Source organism: Pectobacterium sp. CFBP8739 (genome assembly GCF_013449375.1).
GTDB lineage: Bacteria > Pseudomonadota > Gammaproteobacteria > Enterobacterales > Enterobacteriaceae > Pectobacterium.
The window spans coordinates 20,698-38,807 of sequence record NZ_JACDRR010000016.1 but is presented as its reverse complement, the minus strand read 5'-3'; the positions used below and the strand labels follow the sequence as shown (position 1 = coordinate 38,807).

Sequence of the window (18,110 nt, the reverse complement as noted above, 5' to 3'; positions counted from 1 at the left end):
GTTTATCTGTGGGATAGTCGTTACCAGAGATCCGTTGCTGAAGACATCCGTTAGATAAAGCATAGATAAAAAGGTAACTGATGTAGGGTTGAGGACGCCTTCTGTTCGCAGTAGCATCGCCTGGGTGGCGACCCGTGAGAAAATGGATATTACTCAATAATTAATTGGCTATTTTAGTTAAATAAATATTTTCACTAAAATGAAAGTGCGCTATTTACTTATTCCCATAAAGTGGTATTTTCACTCTGTGATTTACCTCACCCCCCCTCTTTTAACTCCTACAATGTACTCAATGAGTTATTTTAATTACAAAAAAACAATATAAGTTATTTAAAATAGAGTTGCTGATAAGTTCACAAATACGCAATTAACGTATTATTTTTAACATTCCCTCATGCTAGATTACCCTCCAACACGATTCTTTGTTAAATAACATCCACGCTTTCTTATCTTTTTGTTACTAACTGATAAAAAACAAAAAAATGTATTTGCTGCTTTTTTAATAATAAACATCCGCCGCTATTGGCATTAATAACGTTCGATAAACATACCGGTATCGACGACAAAAACGTCGGTAACGACGCACAATCAATATCGAAACAACATGACGCGGCAGGCATGTCATTTCTTTCTGTACCAACTGTCCTAGCAGGGTGAATATAATGAAAAAAATTGAAACTGATATTCTATGTGAGAACGATCTCGCGCTGGAAACACAGCCATCGTTTATCGGGGGCTTTTTTAAAAAGAAAATCGGCTCCGTTCCTGTTGCACTTTTTATAGCGATTGCCGCCATTGTTGCCATCGCGGCCTATGAAGGATATCTGCCTAAAAACATGATCGGCGGTTTCGCCGTCATCATGACGATGGGTTTTTTACTCGCACACATTGGCAGCAACATTCCCGTGTTCAAAGATATCGGTGGCCCGGCCATTCTGTGCCTGATGGTGCCTTCCGTGATGGTGTATTTTAATCTGTTTAATGACAACACCATGAAAACCGTCCATCTGTTGATGAAAGAGGCGAACTTCCTGTATTTCGTCATCGCCTGTCTGGTGGTCGGCAGTATCTTGGGCATGAACCGCAAGATCCTGATTCAAGGAATGGTGCGCATGTTCGTCCCGTTGGTCATCGGCACCGCAACCGCACTGGCAACCGGTTTACTGGTCGGTAAGCTGTGCGGCTACAGCTTCTACCACACCTTCTTCTTCATTATCGTGCCCATCATCGGCGGCGGGATTGGTGAAGGCATCCTGCCATTATCTCTCGCCTACTCTGCCATTCTGGGACAAACCCCAGATGTGTATGTGGCTCAGTTAGCACCGGCTGCCGTCGTTGGCAACATCTTCGCCATTCTGTGTGCCGGCGTGCTGTCTCGTCTGGGTATGCGCCGCAAGGATCTGAACGGCGAAGGCCGTCTGGTGCGCAGCGATGAAGACAACGCGATGTTTGCCGTTAATGAAGCACCAAAACCGGTTGATTTTCATCTGATGGGCGGCGGATTGCTGATGATTTGCGCTTTCTTCATCGTCGGTGGCCTGTTTGAGAAACTGGTGCACATCCCTGGTCCGGTACTGATGATTCTGATTGCTGTCTTCTGTAAATACGGGCGTGTTATTCCTGCCGTCATGGAAACGGGCGCGCACAGCGTTTACAAATTCGTCTCCAGCTCTCTGGTATGGCCGCTGATGATCGGGCTTGGCATGCTGTATATCCCGCTGGAGAGCGTCGTGGCGGTCTTCTCTGTCGGCTACGTCATCGTCTGCGGTTCTGTGGTGCTGTCTATGGCGCTGGTGAGTTTCCTGATTGCGCCTTACCTGAACATGTACCCGATTGAGGCTTCCATCGTCACCACCTGTCACAGCGGGCTGGGGGGTACCGGTGATGTTGCGATTCTGTCTGCCTCTAACCGTATGTCTCTGATGCCGTTCGCACAGATCGCCACCCGTATCGGCGGCGCGTCTACCGTCATCGCCGCTACGCTGCTTCTGGGCTGGTTTGCCTAACCCAACCACGATTCCCCACTAACAAAAACGCCACGGTCATTGCCGTGGCGTTTTTGTTTATTCATCGTATTTTATTCACAGCCTTTTATTCACCGCTTTTTATTCACAATACTGGCGCAGCGAGTCCTGCTTTTCTGGCAGTAAACGATACAGATACACCGGTCGACCGGTCGAGCCGTACAGGATATTGGTGGTCAGGATGCCGGTGTCAGACAAGTAGATCAGGTATTTACGGCAGGAGACACGGGAAATGCCAATCGCATTCGCCAGCATTTCGGTAGAGAATTCGATGCCCTGATTGCCTTCAATCCATTCGCAGACGGTACGCAGCGTCAGGCTGGTCAGCCCTTTCGGCAATTTCTTACGTTCGCTGACTGTGCTACTGCTGGTACGGCGAATCAGGTTATCAATATCCGATTGCCCAACAAAATCGCGGTGTTTGAACAAGTTCGCCTCTTCGCGATAGGCGGTCAGCGCCTGTTCAAAACGCGAGAACTGGAACGGCTTAATCAGATAGTCCACTACGCCGTAATGCAGCGCTTTCTTGATGGTATACACATCGCTGGCAGACGAGATGATGATAACGTCCGTCTTTTCACTGAACTCACGGATAGTCGGCAGCAGATCTAGTCCATTATCCTGCTGCATATAAATGTCCAGCAGTACCAAATCGATTTCCGAGTCTGGTTGCATCAGCAGGTTTCGTGCCTGCTGCAACGTGGGGACGGTCGCATAGCAGCTAAAGCCAGAAACCTGGTTCAGATAAGATTTGTTAAGCTCTGCAACCATGGCATCGTCATCAACAATCAGTACATTAATCATGGTCAAACAGCCTTGCTTGATAAGGAATAGTAACGAAAAACTGGGTGTACACCTCAGGTTCTGATTCAAACTCGATAGTGCCGCCAATCTTCTCCAGACTCTGTTTGGTCAGATACAGGCCGATACCGCGCCCGCTGCCTTTGGTAGAGAATCCCTGTTCATAAATGCGCGCCTGACTCTCCGGCGAAATGCCAGGGCCGTCATCCCCCACGGTACAGTGAAGGCGGCCGTTCTGATGATGGAAACTCACGCTGATTTCGCAGTTTTCCTGCCCATCAATCGCGTCCATCGCATTTTCAATCAGATTACCCAATACGGTAATCAATTCATTGGTAGCATCGACATCATCGGTATCCGGCAGCAGACTCTCCTCGCTGATGGAGAGCGTAATGCCGAGATCGCGCGCGCGGTTGATTTTACCCAACAGGAAGCCGGCAATCACTGGCGATTTCACTTTACGAATAATAGAACCGATTTCCGCCTGATAATTATTGGCGGTCTTAAGGATATAGTCTTCCAGCTGTGAGTAATACTTTAAGTGCAACATCCCCAGAATGACGTGCAGCTTATTCATAAACTCGTGCGACTGCGCACGCAGCGCATCCGCGTAGTAGGACATCCCACTCAACCGTTGCAGCAGTTGGCTGATCTCTGTTTTATCACGGAACGTCGCAATCGCGCCGATAATATCGCTCTTCACAAAGACTGGCACGGTGTTAGTCAGCAACAGGTGGCCGTTAAAGTTAATCTCTTCATCGCGCCGTGGCGTACCGCTCTCCAGCACCTGTTTCAGGTGCAGATGCTCAAGCCACTGGTCGCTGACACGTTCGGCTGGCTTCAACGATGGCGTTTCGCTGCCCTGCGGCTTATTCTGCCGAAACAGCCGTCGCGCCTCATCATTGATCACCGTAATCCGACCCTGTTGATCGACCGCGATGACGCCTTCCTTAATGTGTTTGAGCATCGCGTTGCGCTGTTCAAACAGATTCGAGATTTCAAACGGCTCGAATCCCAGCATAATGCGCTTGAGGACCTTCACCAAAATCAATGTGCCTAACCAGCCGACCAGCGCCCCTGCCAGCAACGTCCAAGGAATCATCCAGCGGTTATCACTGATCACTTTCTGCACGCTGGTTAAGGCAATCCCCAGCGCGACGACGCCAACCTGCTTATGGTTGCTGTCGAAAACCGGCGTAAAGACCCGCAGCGCAGGATCGAGCGTTCCCCGATTAATGGCGGTATTTTCCATACCCAGCAGCGCTGGGTAGATATCCCGACCAGCAAAATGCTCGCCAATTCTTTCCGGCTCAGGATGGCTATGACGCACCGTATCCATGTCAGTCACCGTGACGAAAAGCAGTTGATTGCGCAGGCGAATCGTCTCCGCCGCAATCTGCACTTCTTCAGGTCGGCCAATCCCTTTCAGTTCATCAATAACAACGGGAGAGGCGGCAAATGTGCGAGCAATGGCAAAGGCTTTTTCTCGCAGATGATCTTCTGATAGCTGATTAATGCGAAAAAACAGCAAGGAATAGACCACCAGCAACACCGCGCCAAGCACAACTGACACCATCAGAAACACCGATGTTCCCAGCTTTAGCGGTGCCTTTTTCTTGCCCATGTCACTCTCCGAAACAAACATCATCACACCGTTATCTTATACTGTTTCGTCGCGTTTCGCGTGCCGTGATGCCTACGCCCCGTCACAGAGACAGGGCGTAGGCTTAGAGAAAGGAAATCAGGCTTAACGTGTTGCTGCGTATTTCTTGCATCAGGAAAGCCAGTACGTATCTACGTTTTTACCAGAAACCGAGGACTTTCCACCACATACTGCCAACACCCAGCCAGATAGGGATGATAACCAGGCTGATGGAGAAACCGATCTTCCACCAAGTACCTAGCGGCATGTAGCCTGTGCCGAACAGAATCGGTGCCGGGCCACTGGAGTAGTGTGTCGTAGACATAAACAGGTTACTGAAGATACCGAACACCAGTACGGTGAGCATCGGCGGTGCACCGGCGGCCAGCGCGATAGAGACGAAAATCGCATACATGGCGCTGATGTGGGCAATCGCACTCGCCATCAGATAGTGGCTATAGTAGTAAACTAGCAGCAGGAGGCCCAGCATCGGCAGCCAGTGCATGCCACTCACCGCGCTGCCAGCCAGACCACCCAGCCAAGCAATCAGGCCCATTTTGTTGAGCTGACCCGCCAGCGTCATCAGCACGGCAAACCACACCACGGTGTGCCAGGCTTCTTTCTCACCCACCACGTCGTCCCAGCTCAGCGCACGACTGAGCAACAGCACACTCAGGCCAGCCAGTGCGGTCAGGGTCGCGTCGATATTCAACGTGGAGCCCAGCACCCAGAAGGTTACCAGCCCCAGGAACACGCCCAGAACCACCCACTCGTCGCGGGTCATCTTGCCCATTTCACGCAGTCTTTCGACGGCGATCGCACGCATTTCTGAGGTTTTCTTCAGTTCAGGTGGGTAGAAACGGTAGATCAGGTAAGGAATCAGCGCCAACGACAGGAAACCCGGCAGCAGTGTCGCCAATGCCCAGTCCGTCCAACTGATGTGAATACCAAACTGAGAAGCCAGCTTCGCCACCATCGGGTTGCCTGCCATGGAGGTCATGAACATCGCGGAAGTCACGGCATTACATTGGAAAATGGACTGCACCAAAAACGCACCAATACGGCGCTGTGTGCCTTTCTCCGGCGTGGAATCGTAGGCTTCGGCAATAGAGCGGAACAGCGGTGTGATAATCCCACCACAGCGTGCAGATGTGGAAGGCATCGCTGGGGCGAACAACAGGTCGGTAGACACTAGGCCATACGCCAGACCGAGAGAACTGTTCCCCAGCTTGCTGATGAACAGCAGACCAATACGCCGACCAAAGCCGGTTTTGATAAAGCCGCGAGAGATAAAGAAGGCGCAGGCGATCATCCAAATGGTGGGATCGCTAAAGCCCGCCAGCACATCTTTAATGGATAATAACCCTAAGATGGCGACCGAGGTCAGGCTGAACATCGCCATCGCGCCAAGCGGGTAAGGAGAAAGAATCAGACCGACAACCGTGGCAATGAAAATCGCCATCAGGTGCCAGGCATCGGGTTTGACCCCATCAGGAACCGGCAATAACCATAAGCCACCGGCAATACAAAGGATAACTAGAAGCTTTAACAACCTGCTATTATTCGCAGACATAAGAACACCACTCTTCATTAAAACGGATTCTGTATTCCCCGTCATACTTCAAGCCGCATATGCGTTGGCTTCCTTTACTCACCCCAGTCACTTACTGATGTAAGCTCCTGGGGATTCGTGCAGTTGCCGCCTTCCTGCGACTCGAATTATTTAGGGCATATCCCCGTCGTACTTCGAGCCGAGTTTGTGCTGCTCTCGAATTATTCAGGAGATATTCACGACGGATGTCCCGTGCGGAGGAGTGGGTATTTCGTTATTCTTCCTTCGTCACCCTGCTGAAAACAACGCAACAGGAATCATCTGCGGAAAAAAAAGACGAGAAAACAAGGATTCAGGGTGCTTATCTCGTCTAATCAAATCAAGTGATTAATGAAGAGATAGTATTATAATGCGTCGTCAAAATAGCGTAACTTTAGTTACTAAAGGGGTTCATTAATTTATTTAAGAAACTATCACGGTTTTAATTTCCCGATAAAAAACCGTTTAAATTCAATAATAATTGACATTTAGAAAACATAAAATTAACGAAAGTAACAACAAGATAATGATAAAAAAACCTTATAGCTAATAATGGTAATATAATTCTTTTTCAGACAGTGAGTTATCCATTCCTTATTTATTTACTCAGGGACTCCCCTCTTCATAAATAAAAAAATAAATGGCCATTTTCCGGCGAAAAAATAGTATTTTTTATCCAGCTGATAACATTTAGAGCGCCAGAAACAACACGGCTAATAGCTGCGGTGACATAATTCGCAGAAACATCGCCAGCGGATAAACCGTCGCATAAGACAACGCCGCTGCACCGCTGGTCGGGTGTAGTCCATTGGCAAACGCCAACGCAGGCGGATCGGTCATAGAGCCCGCCAGCATGCCACACAGCGTCAGATAGTTCATCTTACCCAGCGCTCGCGCCAGTATGCCGACCAGCAGCAGCGGCACAATGGTAATCAGCGCACCGTAACCAATCCACCACACGCCGTCGCCGTTCAATAATGTATCGATGAAATCGCCGCCGGATTTCAGCCCCACCACCGACAGGAACAGCACAATGCCGAGCTCGCGCAGCGCCAGGTTCGCACTGGGCGGCATAAACCAGTACAGTTTTCCAATACCGCCGATGCGCCCCAGAACCAGCGCCACTACCAGTGGCCCGCCCGCCAGCCCGAGCCGCAGCGCGACGGGAAAGCCGGGAATCATCAGCGGCACAGAGCCCAGTAATACGCCTAGCCCAATGCCGATAAAGACGGGCAGCATCTGTACCTGCTGGAGCTTCTGCTGGGCGTTTCCCACGATATCCGCCACGGCATCGATCGCCGCTTTTCGCCCCACCAGATTCAAAATATCGCCAAATTGCAGGCTGGCCTGATTGCTGGCAACCAGCTCGACGCCCGCACGATTCAGGCGTGAAATCACAACATCGTAGTTTTGTTTCAGGTTGAGTTCGCGAATCTTGCGTCCCAGCACCTTCTCATTTGTCACCACCACCCGTTCAACGTGCAGATCCGTGCCACGCGTCGAGAGCGATGCCTCCACTTCATGACCAATGACCAGACGCGCCTGCTCCAGATCGTTTTTCGCCCCAACCAAATGCAGATAGTCGCCCAGTTGGATGAGCGTCTGCGGCGACGGCACCATTAGCTCATCGCCGCGTTTTAAACGGGAGCAGACAATGGTGTCACGGTTCAGAATCGGCACATCCTGAATCGCCAGCCCTTGAAGATTGGTATTCGTCACCGACACATTCATGGTGTGCAGTTGTTCATGATGCTGACCGTTGCTGACTTCAAACTGCTTCGCCTCGTTCTCCACCACCACGCGGAACAGCACGCGCATCAGCCACATCACCAGTAAAATGCCGCAGATCCCCAGCGGATACGCCATCGCGTAGCCCGTCCCCATCTGGTTAATCAATGCCGTGCTCGAACCGAGATCGGTCAGAATCTGCTGACCCGCGCCCAGCGACGGGGTATTGGTCACCGCACCGGAAAAAATACCGAGAATAATGGGCAAAGGAATATTGAGTAGTTTATGCAGCAGGACGGTCACGACACAGCCGAGTAATACCGTCAGCAGAGCGAACGCATTGAGGCGTAGGCCAGACACGCGCAGAGAGGAAAAGAAACCCGGCCCGACCTGAATGCCGATGGTATAGACAAACAGAATCAGCCCGAACTCCTGAATGACGTGCAACATGTCATCATTCAGTTGAATTTGATACTGGTGGGCAACATGCCCGACGATGATCCCACCGAACAGAACCCCGCCAATCCCTAAACCGACGCCATAAATCCGCCAGTTGCCGATCCATAACCCCAGAACCGCAACCAGCGCCAGCATACTCACGGTAAGTGCGATATCACTCATACCCGTATCCCTTGCGGACGTTTTTATTGGGAAATGCCACTGCTGCGATACTCTGTAATGAGTATGTTTTGATTCTGGCAGAATGCTGGAAAAGGAAACGTGGCGGGCAACACAAAACCACGCCCGTAATGAGACGGGCGCGGGAAATCATCAGGTTAATGACGCGGATGTCGCGTTATGACGCATCTTCAGCGGGCTGCTGGTTCAATACCGGACGGCCACCGCCGATGGCGATACGCTGGGGCTGCAAGGCTTCCGGTACGTCACGCACCAGATCGATATGCAGCAGGCCATTTTCAAAATGTGCATCAGACACATGCAGATGCTCGGCCAACGTAAAGCTCAGCGTGAAAGGCTTAAACACCAGCCCCTGATGCAAATACTCCACGGCTTTCTGAGTCGGTGCCGGAGAACCTTTCACGGTCAGGCGAGGGCCTTCTACTTCGATATCCAGATCGCTCTGTCGGAACCCCGCCAGCGCCAGCGTGATGCGGTAGTGGTTGTCGTCTTTCTTCTCGATGTTATACGGAGGAAAATCAATCGGCTCCTGGCTGCCTTGCATTGAGCTGGCTAATTTGTCGAAACCGATCCACTGACGCAGTAAAGGTGATAAGTCGTAGTTACGCATGATATGACTCCTTCTAAGAAGCGAGATTAAGATGCCCATACGGGCGTACCTTATGCCAGCCGCGATTCAATGGCTGGCGTCGTCCCCATTCGGCAGACGATATACTGATTTATGTCGCTGCCCTTTCAGGCAATGCGCGATTCGTACAAATAACGTGATGTTGATTTACTTGATTTCAATCCGGCGCGGCTTCATCGCTTCCGGCACGATGCGCTCGAGATCGATGTACAACAGCCCGTTTTCCAGATTGGCGCCTTTTACCTGAATATGTTCGGCCAGTTGAAATTTACGTTCGAAATTGCGCTCGGCAATGCCTTGATACAAGTAGTTGCGGGCAACCTGCTCACCGGCGTGGGCGCCTTTTACAATCAACAAGTTGTCGTGCGCCGTGATGTCCAGTTCCTGCTCGGCGAAGCCAGCGACGGCAATCGCGATACGGTATTGGTTCTCGTCAACCAGCTCGACGTTGTAGGGAGGATAGCCGCCGTTACTCTGGGTCTGACCGGTTTCTAATAGATTGAACAGGCGATCAAAACCAATAGCGGAACGGTACAGGGGAGAAAAATCGGGGTTACGCATAAAACAGCCTCCTAAACATGCAGCGAGGATTTATTGTTACCTTCCCTAAGGACAGGCTCACAGCCGGAACGGATACCCTGACGGCGTATCGTTTTCTTCCGGCTTATTATCAATATGGTGACCCCCCTCAGACTTTCAAGAGGCAAAAAGGAAAAATCGCTGGGTTTCATGCAATATTCACTCACACTGCGGGCGTTATCCCATACACTCAAAATAGGCAGATTTGGCCAAGTGCCGATCGTTTAAGCATCGAGATACACGGGGCGGCCACAGGGGTGAGGCCTCCCTGCGGGAACCTCCCCCTGTGTTTCCCCTAACAACGGACTCAAGTGACCAATATTAGGCTGCGACCCGCTCTGACAGCAGGTTCTTAATGGACAGGTAATATGACCTTACTGAAAAGCGCATTGTTCTCTTTCATCATCACCGGTAGCGGCGCGGTGGCAACAAGTGGCTGCTCCAGCGTGATGACGCACACCGGAAACGATCAGGGCTACTATTCCGGTATGCGCGCCAGTGTGGATATGCTGCGTGACGACGACACCAGTTGGGCGATGATGCCGCTGGTCGCTATCGACTTGCCGTTCTCGACGGTTGCCGACACGCTGCTGCTGCCCTACGACTACTACCGCGCGGGTAGCAATAAGAACAAACTGTCAACGCGCGAACGCATTTCACGCAGCGAAGAGCAAAACCAGACCGCCAGCTCACAGCTTGCCACGATGCCTAATAACAATACGATACCTAATAACAATACGATGCCTCATAACCAGCTGTGATGGCTCAGCATTCACCATGAATCGGCGCACGGATTAGGCTATCGCCACAACAAAAAGCTGATTAAAGCCGTCAATCTCCCGCATATACGCAATGTGTTTCCCGTCAGGTGAAAAAACCACGGCATCCCCACTGGGTGGGCTGTCCGTCCTTGTCGTTAGCCGAACCAGCTCACCGCTTTGCGCATCACACAGCATGATGCTGTTGTCACACACAAACGCCAGAGAACGTCCGCTCGGGTGCCAGTTAAAGGCAGACTGTACACCGTATTCCGTATGCGTGACCTGCCTTGGCTCACCGCCATTCGGGGAAAGCGTCCACAGCTGCACCACACCCGCCTCATCGCGCATCAGGAAAGCAATCTCGCTGCCGTCGGGTGAGGCTCGCAGCCAGTGGCGCGGCTGATTCACCAGCCCAGGATAACGACGCGAGTGCGTAAAGGTTAAACGCCGCTGTTGCACGCCCGCTGGCGGTGCAGGCATTGAGGTTGCCGTTCCTGCCAGAGGCGTCTCCCCCGCTTTGGCGTAATCCTCCAGCGCATCCGGCAAATCGACGATAAAGATCTCCGGCACCGTTGTCCCATCCGCCGCACGCGTATCGCCGATAAATGCCAACGCCCAGCGCTGCCGCGAGCCATCTTGCTGGATATAGCCGGCCGTTCCTACCCAGCCTTCTTCATAGGCACGGTTGATTTCATCGCTGCCGGGCTGAGGCTGCGGCGTCGTTTGGCTGACCAGCACACAATAGTGGCTACCGTCATATTCACGCGGATGGCGTTTTTCAACGGCGACAGCCTGTAGTGGCACAGCCACGCCCACATTGCGCAAGTTCAATGCCGGATCGCGCTCATGCAGCACATGGTCGTTATAGGTAAAGCTCAGGCGGCTGGCATCCGGACTGAAGACGTGGACATGCGTACCGCCACGCAGCGCGCCAGCCTGATAAGGCGGCGTAATGGAGAAAGCATCGAGCGTGATGGCCTCATCGCGCTGGCGGTCCGCCACTATCGTTCCACGCCGATGGTGAAAATCATACTGCCACTCGCCGTCTGGATTTTCCGGCCCGTGGATAAAGACGTAGCGTAGTGGCTCTTGCGGGCTACAGGTCACTACGCCCACGTGCGCCCCCGCCGTCGCCCGATAAATCACCTCGGTTTCCCGGCTTTTCAGGTGTATGCGCTCAATGGTCAGCCCTGTGAATGAAGATCCATAGGGTCTTATGTCATAAACCAGCCAGTTTCCATCACATGACCAGCAATTAATATTGGTAAGTTGATGACCAGCAGCATTAAACGTTAGTTGAAACTCAACAGACAAGACATAACCCCACTTATTCAATATCAGTCAATTTTTTGTAAATCAATTTCAGTTTTATGTATAACTTATTGTTTTTAATTTAAAAAAAACAAAAAACATCGATAAATATTATTCAAAAAAATAGAAAGACTATCTCAATAACATCCGTTTTTTAATTTATTAGCATCGGCGTAACATGCTTCCTATCGAAAGGGCAGCCCCCTTTCACCTATCAAATCAGAAAAGGATAAGACACCATGAAAAACGTAAAAACCATCGCCGCTGCTGTTGTTCTCGCTACCATGACTTTCGGTGCTTCTGCTGCTGAATATGTATCTCCTGCACAGGCTCAAAATCTGGAGAAAGCGGGCGTCGTTACCGCTACCGCTCAAGACCTCAGCTCACTACAGGCTCAGCTCGCGGCGAAAGCAGAAAAAGCAGGCGCTAAAGCTTATACCATCACGTCTGCGACCGGTAACGATCAGCTGCGTGGCTCTGCGGTAATCTTCAACTAATTGTTGTTTACCCTGAGTTTTTATCCCAGTTAGTTATCCTGTAAGCAACACGTATTACCCTCTTTCCGGCTTGCCTCCTCATCAGGGCAAGTCGGTTTTTTATTTATGCGAAATGGGTTCGTGGGAAAGCAGGAAAGGCAATGAATGTGGTGTGGCAGAGTGCCACACCGACGTGGATAGACTTACAACGTTGACCCTTGGAAACCATGTTCGGCCGCTATCGCCGCGAACCATTCCCCACTTTTCTTCACCGTGCGTTTTTGCGTCGCCAAATCCAGCTGCACAAAACCATAGCGATTCTTGTAGGCATTCGACCACGACCAGTTATCGATAAACGTCCACATATGGTAGCCGAGGCAGTTGCTGCCTTCCGCGATCCCTTTGTGTACATACTTCAGGTGCTCGCGGACAAAATCGATGCGGTAATCGTCCTGAATCTGGCCGTTGGCATCGAAACGCTGTTCGTTCTCCACCCCCATGCCGTTTTCCGAAATAAAGCAGCGCGGATTGCCGTAATTCACCCGCAGATTGGTCAGAATGTCATAGATGCCCGGTTCGTAAATTTCCCAGCCACGATAGGGATTCATTTTTCGTCCCGGCATTTCATAGCTGGAAAAGAACCACTCGGGCATAAACGGACTATCAGGGTTGACCAGACTGTCGCGGCACTGAATACGGCGCGGCTGGTAGTAGTTAATGCCCAGCAGATCGACAATCCCATCGGCCAGCAACGCACGATCGTCAGGCTGGCAGCTCGGTAGTTGGCCATATCGATGCAATAGATCGACCAGTTCCCGCGGGTATTCGCCTCGCAATGCGGGATCGAGAAAGCTGCGGTTAAACATCAGATCGGCGATATTGGCGGCTTTAACATCGGCCGGATGTTGGGAACGCGGGTAGGAAGGCGTCAGATTGAGGATAATGCCAATTTCCCCGTCCTGATACTGCTCGCGATATGCCTTCACCGCCAGCGCATGCGCCAGCATCGTATGGTACGCCACCGTCGCAGCACGCTTGAAATCCACCACATTCGGGTAATGGAAATCATACAGATACCCACCTTCCACCGGCACCACCGGCTCATTGAACGTAAACCAGTGTTTTACCCTGTCGCCAAACAGGCGGAAGCAGGTCGCCGCATAGCCCGCATAGGCCACCACCACCGCCCGATTTTCCCAGCCGCCCAGCCGCTGCATCACCATCGGCATATCAAAATGGAACAGATTGATAAACGGCGTGATGCCCTGCGCCAGCATTTCGTCAATGACCTGATTATAAAACGCCACCGCCTGCGGATTCGGTTCACCGACGCCATCGGGAATCAGTCGCGCCCACGAGATCGACGTGCGGAACGTGTTGTGATTCAGCGTCTTCAGCAGCGCAATGTCTTCACGCCAGTGCTGATAAAACGTGGAAGTCTCTGCCGGCCCAACCTGCTGGTGAAAACGGCCGGGCTGCGTGGCAAACCATTCGTCCCACACGGTAGCGCTTTTACCATAGTTGAGGCTTTCGCCTTCCGTTTGCGGTGCCGAACTGGCGCTACCCCACCAAAAATTCGCGGGAAAGCGAAAATCGTTCTGAAGATGATCGTGCATACGTTCCTCTCTGCTTCACTCGTGTTTATGCGCTGGCGCTGGCTTCGCCCGCAGCCTGCTGTTGTTTCTCCTGCTCCTGTTTAAGCAGCGTGCGCTCATACACTTTCAGGAACGGGTAATACATCACGGCCGACATCACCATGCAGAGCAGACACATGATCACCGGGCTGAACGCCCAGTTCGCCGCCCATGATGCACCAATCGGTGCAGGCGTCGTCCACGGCGTCAGGGAAACCACCTGCGCAATCCAGCCGAGCTTCGTCGCCGTATAGGCAATAACAGCATTAACCATCGGCACGAAAATAAACGGCAGGAACAGCAGCGGATTCATGATGATCGGCGCACCAAACAGAATTGGTTCATTGATGTTGAAAAAGCTCGGCACGACACCCATGCGGCCAATGGTGCGCAGGTGAATCGCGCGGCTACGCAGTAACAAAAAGGCCAGCGGCAACGTGGAACCGACCCCACCGATCAGCAGATAGTGATCCCAGAATCCCTGCAAATAAATATGCGGCAGCGGCGCCCCAACTGACAGCGCAGCCTGGTTCAGCGCCAGATTGGTCATCCAGAACGGGTTCATAATCCCGGTGACGATCAGCGCGCCGTGAATCCCGGCAAACCACAGAATCTGGCAGATGAAAACCGAAATCAGAATCGCAGGCAGTGAATCCGACGCCGAAATCAGCGGTGCCAGCAGGTGCATAATCGCTTCGGGGATAATCATGCCGGTCGCAGACTGGATGAACAGGTTAAACGGATGCAGCGTCGCGACGATGACCAGCACGGGGATAAGGATCTCAAACGAACGCGCCACGCCGGTCGGCACCTCTTTCGGCAGACGAATCGTGATATTGCGTTTCTTCAGCCAGGCATACACTTCACCCGCATAAATTGACGTCAGAATCGCGGTAAAAATCCCCTCGCCGGAAAAATACTGGGTAGAAATTTGCTTCTCATGATAAGGCGCGGCCACCAGCAAGAATGCCATCAACGCCAGCAGACCTGTCATGATCGGATCCAGTTTGTAATGCTTGCCAAGGCTGGCTCCGATCCCCACCGAGATAAAGAAGGTCATGACCCCCATACTCAGGTAGTACGGCAGCATCAGTTGTTCACGGTAGGCAACGGAGAAATCGAGCCACGCGCGGGCAAACCCCAGCGTAGTATCCGGCGCAAACGGCGGGAAGATGAACACCAGGATAAACGAACCGATGATCATGAAAGGCAGCGCGGCGATAAACCCATCACGAATCGCGATGATGTGGCGCTGTTGCCCGACCACACCCGCCAGCGGGGTAATTTTTTGCTCGATGATATTCACCATCGACTGATAGAGGCCACTCATAGCGGTTGTCCTGATTTTTCGATCAGTGAAAAGGCAAAATCCAGCACGTTGTCACCGCGCTGCATACCGTAATCCATCATGTCTATCGCTGCGACGGGCACACCCTTTCCCTCGGTTTTATCCTGAAAGGACGCCAGCATATATTTCACCTGTGGCCCCAGCAGCACAACGTCATACTTCCCGACCTGCTCATCAAATTCATGGGCGGCGTAGGCGGCAATCTCAACGTCCAGGCCACGTGTGCTGGCCGCCTCCTTCATCTTTCTCACTAAAAGGCTGGTAGACATCCCAGCGGAACAACAAAGCATGATCCTTTTCATTTTCAATACCCCGTCGCATTACGTTACGAATAAAAAGCGTTACGAATAAAAAGCGTCATCAATAAAAGCATCGTGAATAAACACGTCCATTGGAAACACCTCCATGGAAACACAATGGAAACCGTTTTCCATGAAAAAAACCAATATATGAGAATAGGTTCACGAAATGATAGGCATTGCTGGAAACAATGTGAGGCAGGTCATGGAAAACGTATTTCAGACGTGAAGGATAGGTAAAACCCACTATTGCGGCGCTTATTACGCTAAGTGTGCTGATTTCAGGCATTTTCTACTTTTGACTATAAAAACGACAAATTGAGATTTAAAAATCCCGTCCTTCTCCTGCTATGTTTATCACCTGATGTTGCATTTTCTCGCTGTATTTTAACTTTTCGTTATAAGGGAGAGGTCATAAGCATGTCATTGATGATGAAAAAATCGGTCATGGAAGGACGTGGAGAAAACACGCCATTGTGGAAAAACATGGCGACGCGGCTATGCCACATTCCTGCCCTTCTGGCTGCCGGCGCCCTGCTGCTTATGTCCGCCGCCTATGCGCAGGACAGCGTGCCGGCGCAGTTGCGCGTCGGCTATCAGAAAGGTTCGGTCAGTCTGGTGCTGGCAAAAGCACACCAGTTGCTGGAAAAGCAGTTCCCCAACACCAAAGTCAGTTGGGTTGAGTTCCCCGCCGGCCCGCAGATGCTGGAAGCGCTCAACGTTGGCAGTATCGATCTGGGTGGCACCGGCGATATTCCGCCGATTTTTGCGCAGGCCGCTGGTGCTGACCTGCTGTATGTCGGTGTGGAACCGCCTAAACCTCAAGCCGAAGTGATTCTGGTGCGGGAAGACAGCCCGGTGAAAACCGTCGCCGATTTAAAAGGCCGTAAAGTTGCCTTTCAGAAAGGCTCCAGCGCGCACAATACGCTGCTGCGCGCGCTGCAACGTGACGGGCTGAAATTCACCGATATCAAACCGACCTACCTGACTCCCGCTGACGCCCGCGCGGCGTTCCAGCAAGGTAATGTTGATGCATGGGCAATCTGGGATCCCTACTATTCCGCCGCACTGCTGGAAGGTGGCGTCCGCGTACTGGTAGATAGCAGCGGGTTGGAGAAAACCGGCTCTTTCTATCTCGCATCCCGCCCTTATACCGAAGCACACGGCACCTTTATTCATCAGGTACTGGACGTGCTGACCAAAGCTGATGCATTAACCATCAGTGAGCGAGCGCAAAGCGTCACGCTATTGGCAAACGCGGTAGGGCTGCCGGAAAAAGTGATTGAAACCGCGCTCGACCATCGCCCACCGACCACTATCGAACCGCTGGATGCTGCCACGATCAAAGCGCAGCAATCTACCGCCGACCTGTTCTATGAAAACCGTCTGGTACCGGTGAAGGTCAATATCGCAGAGCGCGTCTGGCATCCCCAAGCACAGTAATCCGATTACCACTCCATTTTGCTTACCCCAAACAAGACTGTTCAAGGAGTTCACACCATGAGTCTTAACGTATTCTGGTTTCTGCCCACCCACGGAGACGGTCGCTATCTTGGCAGCACCGAGGGCGCACGTCATGTTGACTACAGCTATCTGCAACAGGTGGCACAAGCCGCCGAGCGGCAAGGTTTTGGTGGTGTGTTGCTACCGACAGGCCGATCCTGCGAGGATTCCTGGCTGGTTGCCGCCTCGCTCATTCCCGTGACGCAGCGGCTAAAATTTCTCGTAGCCCTGCGCCCCGGCGTGATTTCCCCCACTATCGCCGCACGTCAAGCCGCGACGCTGGACAGGCTGTCTAACGGACGCGCGCTGTTCAATCTGGTGACCGGCGGCGACCCGGAAGAACTGGCCACCGAAGGGCTGTTCCTCAGCCACGAAGAGCGCTACGAAGCCTCGGCGGAATTCACCCACATCTGGCGCAGGCTGTTGGAAGGTGAAACGGTTGATTTCACAGGGAAACACATTCAGGTCAAAGACGCCAAACTACTTTACCCTCCCGTGCAGCAGCCGCGTCCACCGCTCTATTTTGGCGGATCTTCCGAGGCCGCGCAGAATCTGGCGGCAGAGCAGGTCGATCTCTACCTGACGTGGGGCGAACCGCCTGAGCAGGTTAAAGAAAAGCTGGCGGAAGTCCGCGCCAAAGCGGCGGCGCAGGGGCGTGAGGTTCGCTTCGGTATTCGCCTGCACGTTATCGTGCGGGAAACCACCGAAGAAGCCTGGCAGGCTGCCGATCGGCTGATCTCCCATCTGGATGACAAAACCATCGCCGATGCACAGGCGGCGCTGGCACGTTTCGATTCTGTCGGTCAGCAGCGCATGGCCGCGCTGCACGGCGGCAAAAAGGACAAGCTGGAAATCAGCCCAAATCTGTGGGCGGGTATCGGTCTGGTACGCGGCGGTGCGGGCACGGCGCTGGTTGGCGATGGCCCGACGGTGGCCGAGCGTATTCAGGAATACGCCGATCTCGGCATTGATACCTTTATTCTGTCCGGTTATCCGCATCTGGAAGAAGCGTATCGCGTGGGCGAACTGCTGTTCCCGCACCTCGATCTGGCGCAGCAGCCCACGCCGCTGCATACGGTGAATACTGTGGGAGAGCTGATTGCTAACCGCTATGTGCCACGTAAAGTCTCGCAAAGCTGAGGAATC

The 18,110-nt window shown here is 52.3% G+C and carries 15 protein-coding genes; 5 read left to right on the top strand and 10 right to left on the bottom strand.

Features of this window, described 5'->3' with window-relative positions; all coding sequences use genetic code 11:
* The first annotated feature begins 662 nt into the window (after positions 1 to 662).
* Positions 663 to 2,006: a 2-hydroxycarboxylate transporter family protein gene (locus tag H0247_RS13550; RefSeq protein WP_180743007.1), complete on the top strand. Its 1,344-nt coding sequence runs from the start codon at positions 663 to 665 to the stop codon at positions 2,004 to 2,006.
* 99 nt (positions 2,007 to 2,105) lie between these two features.
* Here H0247_RS13550 and dcuR read toward each other — a convergent pair whose 3' ends face one another.
* The 6 genes from dcuR to ibpA form a co-directional block, all read right to left on the bottom strand.
* The gene (gene dcuR / locus H0247_RS13545; RefSeq protein ID WP_010281107.1) at positions 2,106 to 2,828 is read right to left on the bottom strand and encodes a two-component system response regulator DcuR; all 723 of its coding nucleotides are present in this window, start codon (positions 2,826 to 2,828) and stop codon (positions 2,106 to 2,108) included.
* Positions 2,821 to 4,449, bottom strand: a complete 1,629-nt coding sequence (locus H0247_RS13540; RefSeq protein ID WP_180743006.1) for a sensor histidine kinase — start codon at positions 4,447 to 4,449, stop codon at positions 2,821 to 2,823. Before H0247_RS13540 ends, dcuR begins: the two co-directional genes overlap by 8 nt.
* A 178-nt stretch (positions 4,450 to 4,627) precedes the next feature.
* The gene (locus H0247_RS13535) at positions 4,628 to 6,040 is read right to left on the bottom strand and encodes a DASS family sodium-coupled anion symporter (RefSeq protein ID WP_180743005.1); all 1,413 of its coding nucleotides are present in this window, start codon (positions 6,038 to 6,040) and stop codon (positions 4,628 to 4,630) included.
* 708 nt (positions 6,041 to 6,748) lie between these two features.
* Positions 6,749 to 8,407 (bottom strand): putative transporter, encoded by a 1,659-nt coding sequence (locus H0247_RS13530; RefSeq protein WP_180743004.1) that lies wholly within the window; start codon positions 8,405 to 8,407, stop codon positions 6,749 to 6,751.
* Positions 8,408 to 8,582: 175 nt separating this feature from the next.
* Positions 8,583 to 9,035, bottom strand: coding sequence for a small heat shock chaperone IbpB (gene ibpB / locus H0247_RS13525; RefSeq protein WP_180743003.1), 453 nt, complete (start codon positions 9,033 to 9,035; stop codon positions 8,583 to 8,585).
* A gap of 165 nt (positions 9,036 to 9,200) precedes the next feature.
* The gene (ibpA, locus tag H0247_RS13520) at positions 9,201 to 9,614 is read right to left on the bottom strand and encodes a small heat shock chaperone IbpA (protein WP_005976748.1); all 414 of its coding nucleotides are present in this window, start codon (positions 9,612 to 9,614) and stop codon (positions 9,201 to 9,203) included.
* Between the two features lie 386 nt (positions 9,615 to 10,000).
* Here ibpA and H0247_RS13515 point away from each other — a divergent pair, with 386 nt between their 5' ends.
* Positions 10,001 to 10,393: a YceK/YidQ family lipoprotein gene (locus H0247_RS13515; protein ID WP_180743002.1), complete on the top strand. Its 393-nt coding sequence runs from the start codon at positions 10,001 to 10,003 to the stop codon at positions 10,391 to 10,393.
* 33 nt (positions 10,394 to 10,426) lie between these two features.
* Here the strand turns inward: H0247_RS13515 and H0247_RS13510 are convergent, their stop codons facing one another.
* The gene (locus H0247_RS13510) at positions 10,427 to 11,707 is read right to left on the bottom strand and encodes a DUF3748 domain-containing protein (protein WP_180743001.1); all 1,281 of its coding nucleotides are present in this window, start codon (positions 11,705 to 11,707) and stop codon (positions 10,427 to 10,429) included.
* A 236-nt stretch (positions 11,708 to 11,943) separates the two neighbouring features.
* On the opposite strand from H0247_RS13510, the gene H0247_RS13505 reads away from it, so the two are divergent.
* A complete protein-coding gene (locus H0247_RS13505; protein ID WP_010281124.1) occupies positions 11,944 to 12,201 on the top strand; it encodes a YdgH/BhsA/McbA-like domain containing protein in 258 nt (85 codons plus the stop codon).
* Positions 12,202 to 12,383: 182 nt separating this feature from the next.
* Here the strand turns inward: H0247_RS13505 and H0247_RS13500 are convergent, their stop codons facing one another.
* The 3 genes from H0247_RS13500 to H0247_RS13490 are packed head-to-tail and all read right to left on the bottom strand — an operon-like array spanning position 12,384 to position 15,464.
* Entirely contained in the window at positions 12,384 to 13,796 is a 1,413-nt protein-coding gene (locus tag H0247_RS13500) for a glycoside hydrolase family 1 protein (protein ID WP_180743000.1), read from the bottom strand.
* A gap of 25 nt (positions 13,797 to 13,821) precedes the next feature.
* Positions 13,822 to 15,144, bottom strand: a complete 1,323-nt coding sequence (locus H0247_RS13495) for a PTS sugar transporter subunit IIC (protein WP_180742999.1) — start codon at positions 15,142 to 15,144, stop codon at positions 13,822 to 13,824.
* Positions 15,141 to 15,464 (bottom strand): PTS sugar transporter subunit IIB, encoded by a 324-nt coding sequence (locus tag H0247_RS13490; protein WP_180742998.1) that lies wholly within the window; start codon positions 15,462 to 15,464, stop codon positions 15,141 to 15,143. Before H0247_RS13490 ends, H0247_RS13495 begins: the two co-directional genes overlap by 4 nt.
* Before the next feature lie 429 nt (positions 15,465 to 15,893).
* Here H0247_RS13490 and H0247_RS13485 point away from each other — a divergent pair, with 429 nt between their 5' ends.
* Positions 15,894 to 16,904 carry a sulfonate ABC transporter substrate-binding protein gene (locus H0247_RS13485; protein ID WP_370463337.1) on the top strand — a complete coding sequence of 337 codons (1,011 nt, stop codon included), beginning with the start codon at positions 15,894 to 15,896 and terminating at the stop codon, positions 16,902 to 16,904.
* A 57-nt stretch (positions 16,905 to 16,961) separates the two neighbouring features.
* Positions 16,962 to 18,104 (top strand): FMNH2-dependent alkanesulfonate monooxygenase, encoded by a 1,143-nt coding sequence (ssuD, locus tag H0247_RS13480; protein ID WP_180742997.1) that lies wholly within the window; start codon positions 16,962 to 16,964, stop codon positions 18,102 to 18,104.
* Positions 18,105 to 18,110: the final 6 nt, after the last annotated feature.

Bases quoted from the DNA above. Each gene is read 5' to 3' on its own strand.
- H0247_RS13550 (WP_180743007.1), top strand. From the start codon at position 663: ATGAAAAAAATTGAAACTGATATTCTATGTGAGAACGATCTCGCGCTG.
- dcuR (WP_010281107.1), bottom strand. From the start codon at position 2,828: ATGATTAATGTACTGATTGTTGATGACGATGCCATGGTTGCAGAGCTT.
- H0247_RS13540 (WP_180743006.1), bottom strand. From the start codon at position 4,449: ATGGGCAAGAAAAAGGCACCGCTAAAGCTGGGAACATCGGTGTTTCTG.
- H0247_RS13535 (WP_180743005.1), bottom strand. From the start codon at position 6,040: ATGTCTGCGAATAATAGCAGGTTGTTAAAGCTTCTAGTTATCCTTTGT.
- H0247_RS13530 (WP_180743004.1), bottom strand. From the start codon at position 8,407: ATGAGTGATATCGCACTTACCGTGAGTATGCTGGCGCTGGTTGCGGTT.
- ibpB (WP_180743003.1), bottom strand. From the start codon at position 9,035: ATGCGTAACTACGACTTATCACCTTTACTGCGTCAGTGGATCGGTTTC.
- ibpA (WP_005976748.1), bottom strand. From the start codon at position 9,614: ATGCGTAACCCCGATTTTTCTCCCCTGTACCGTTCCGCTATTGGTTTT.
- H0247_RS13515 (WP_180743002.1), top strand. From the start codon at position 10,001: ATGACCTTACTGAAAAGCGCATTGTTCTCTTTCATCATCACCGGTAGC.
- H0247_RS13505 (WP_010281124.1), top strand. From the start codon at position 11,944: ATGAAAAACGTAAAAACCATCGCCGCTGCTGTTGTTCTCGCTACCATG.
- H0247_RS13500 (WP_180743000.1), bottom strand. From the start codon at position 13,796: ATGCACGATCATCTTCAGAACGATTTTCGCTTTCCCGCGAATTTTTGG.
- H0247_RS13495 (WP_180742999.1), bottom strand. From the start codon at position 15,144: ATGAGTGGCCTCTATCAGTCGATGGTGAATATCATCGAGCAAAAAATT.
- H0247_RS13490 (WP_180742998.1), bottom strand. From the start codon at position 15,464: ATGAAAAGGATCATGCTTTGTTGTTCCGCTGGGATGTCTACCAGCCTT.
- H0247_RS13485 (WP_370463337.1), top strand. From the start codon at position 15,894: ATGAAAAAATCGGTCATGGAAGGACGTGGAGAAAACACGCCATTGTGG.
- ssuD (WP_180742997.1), top strand. From the start codon at position 16,962: ATGAGTCTTAACGTATTCTGGTTTCTGCCCACCCACGGAGACGGTCGC.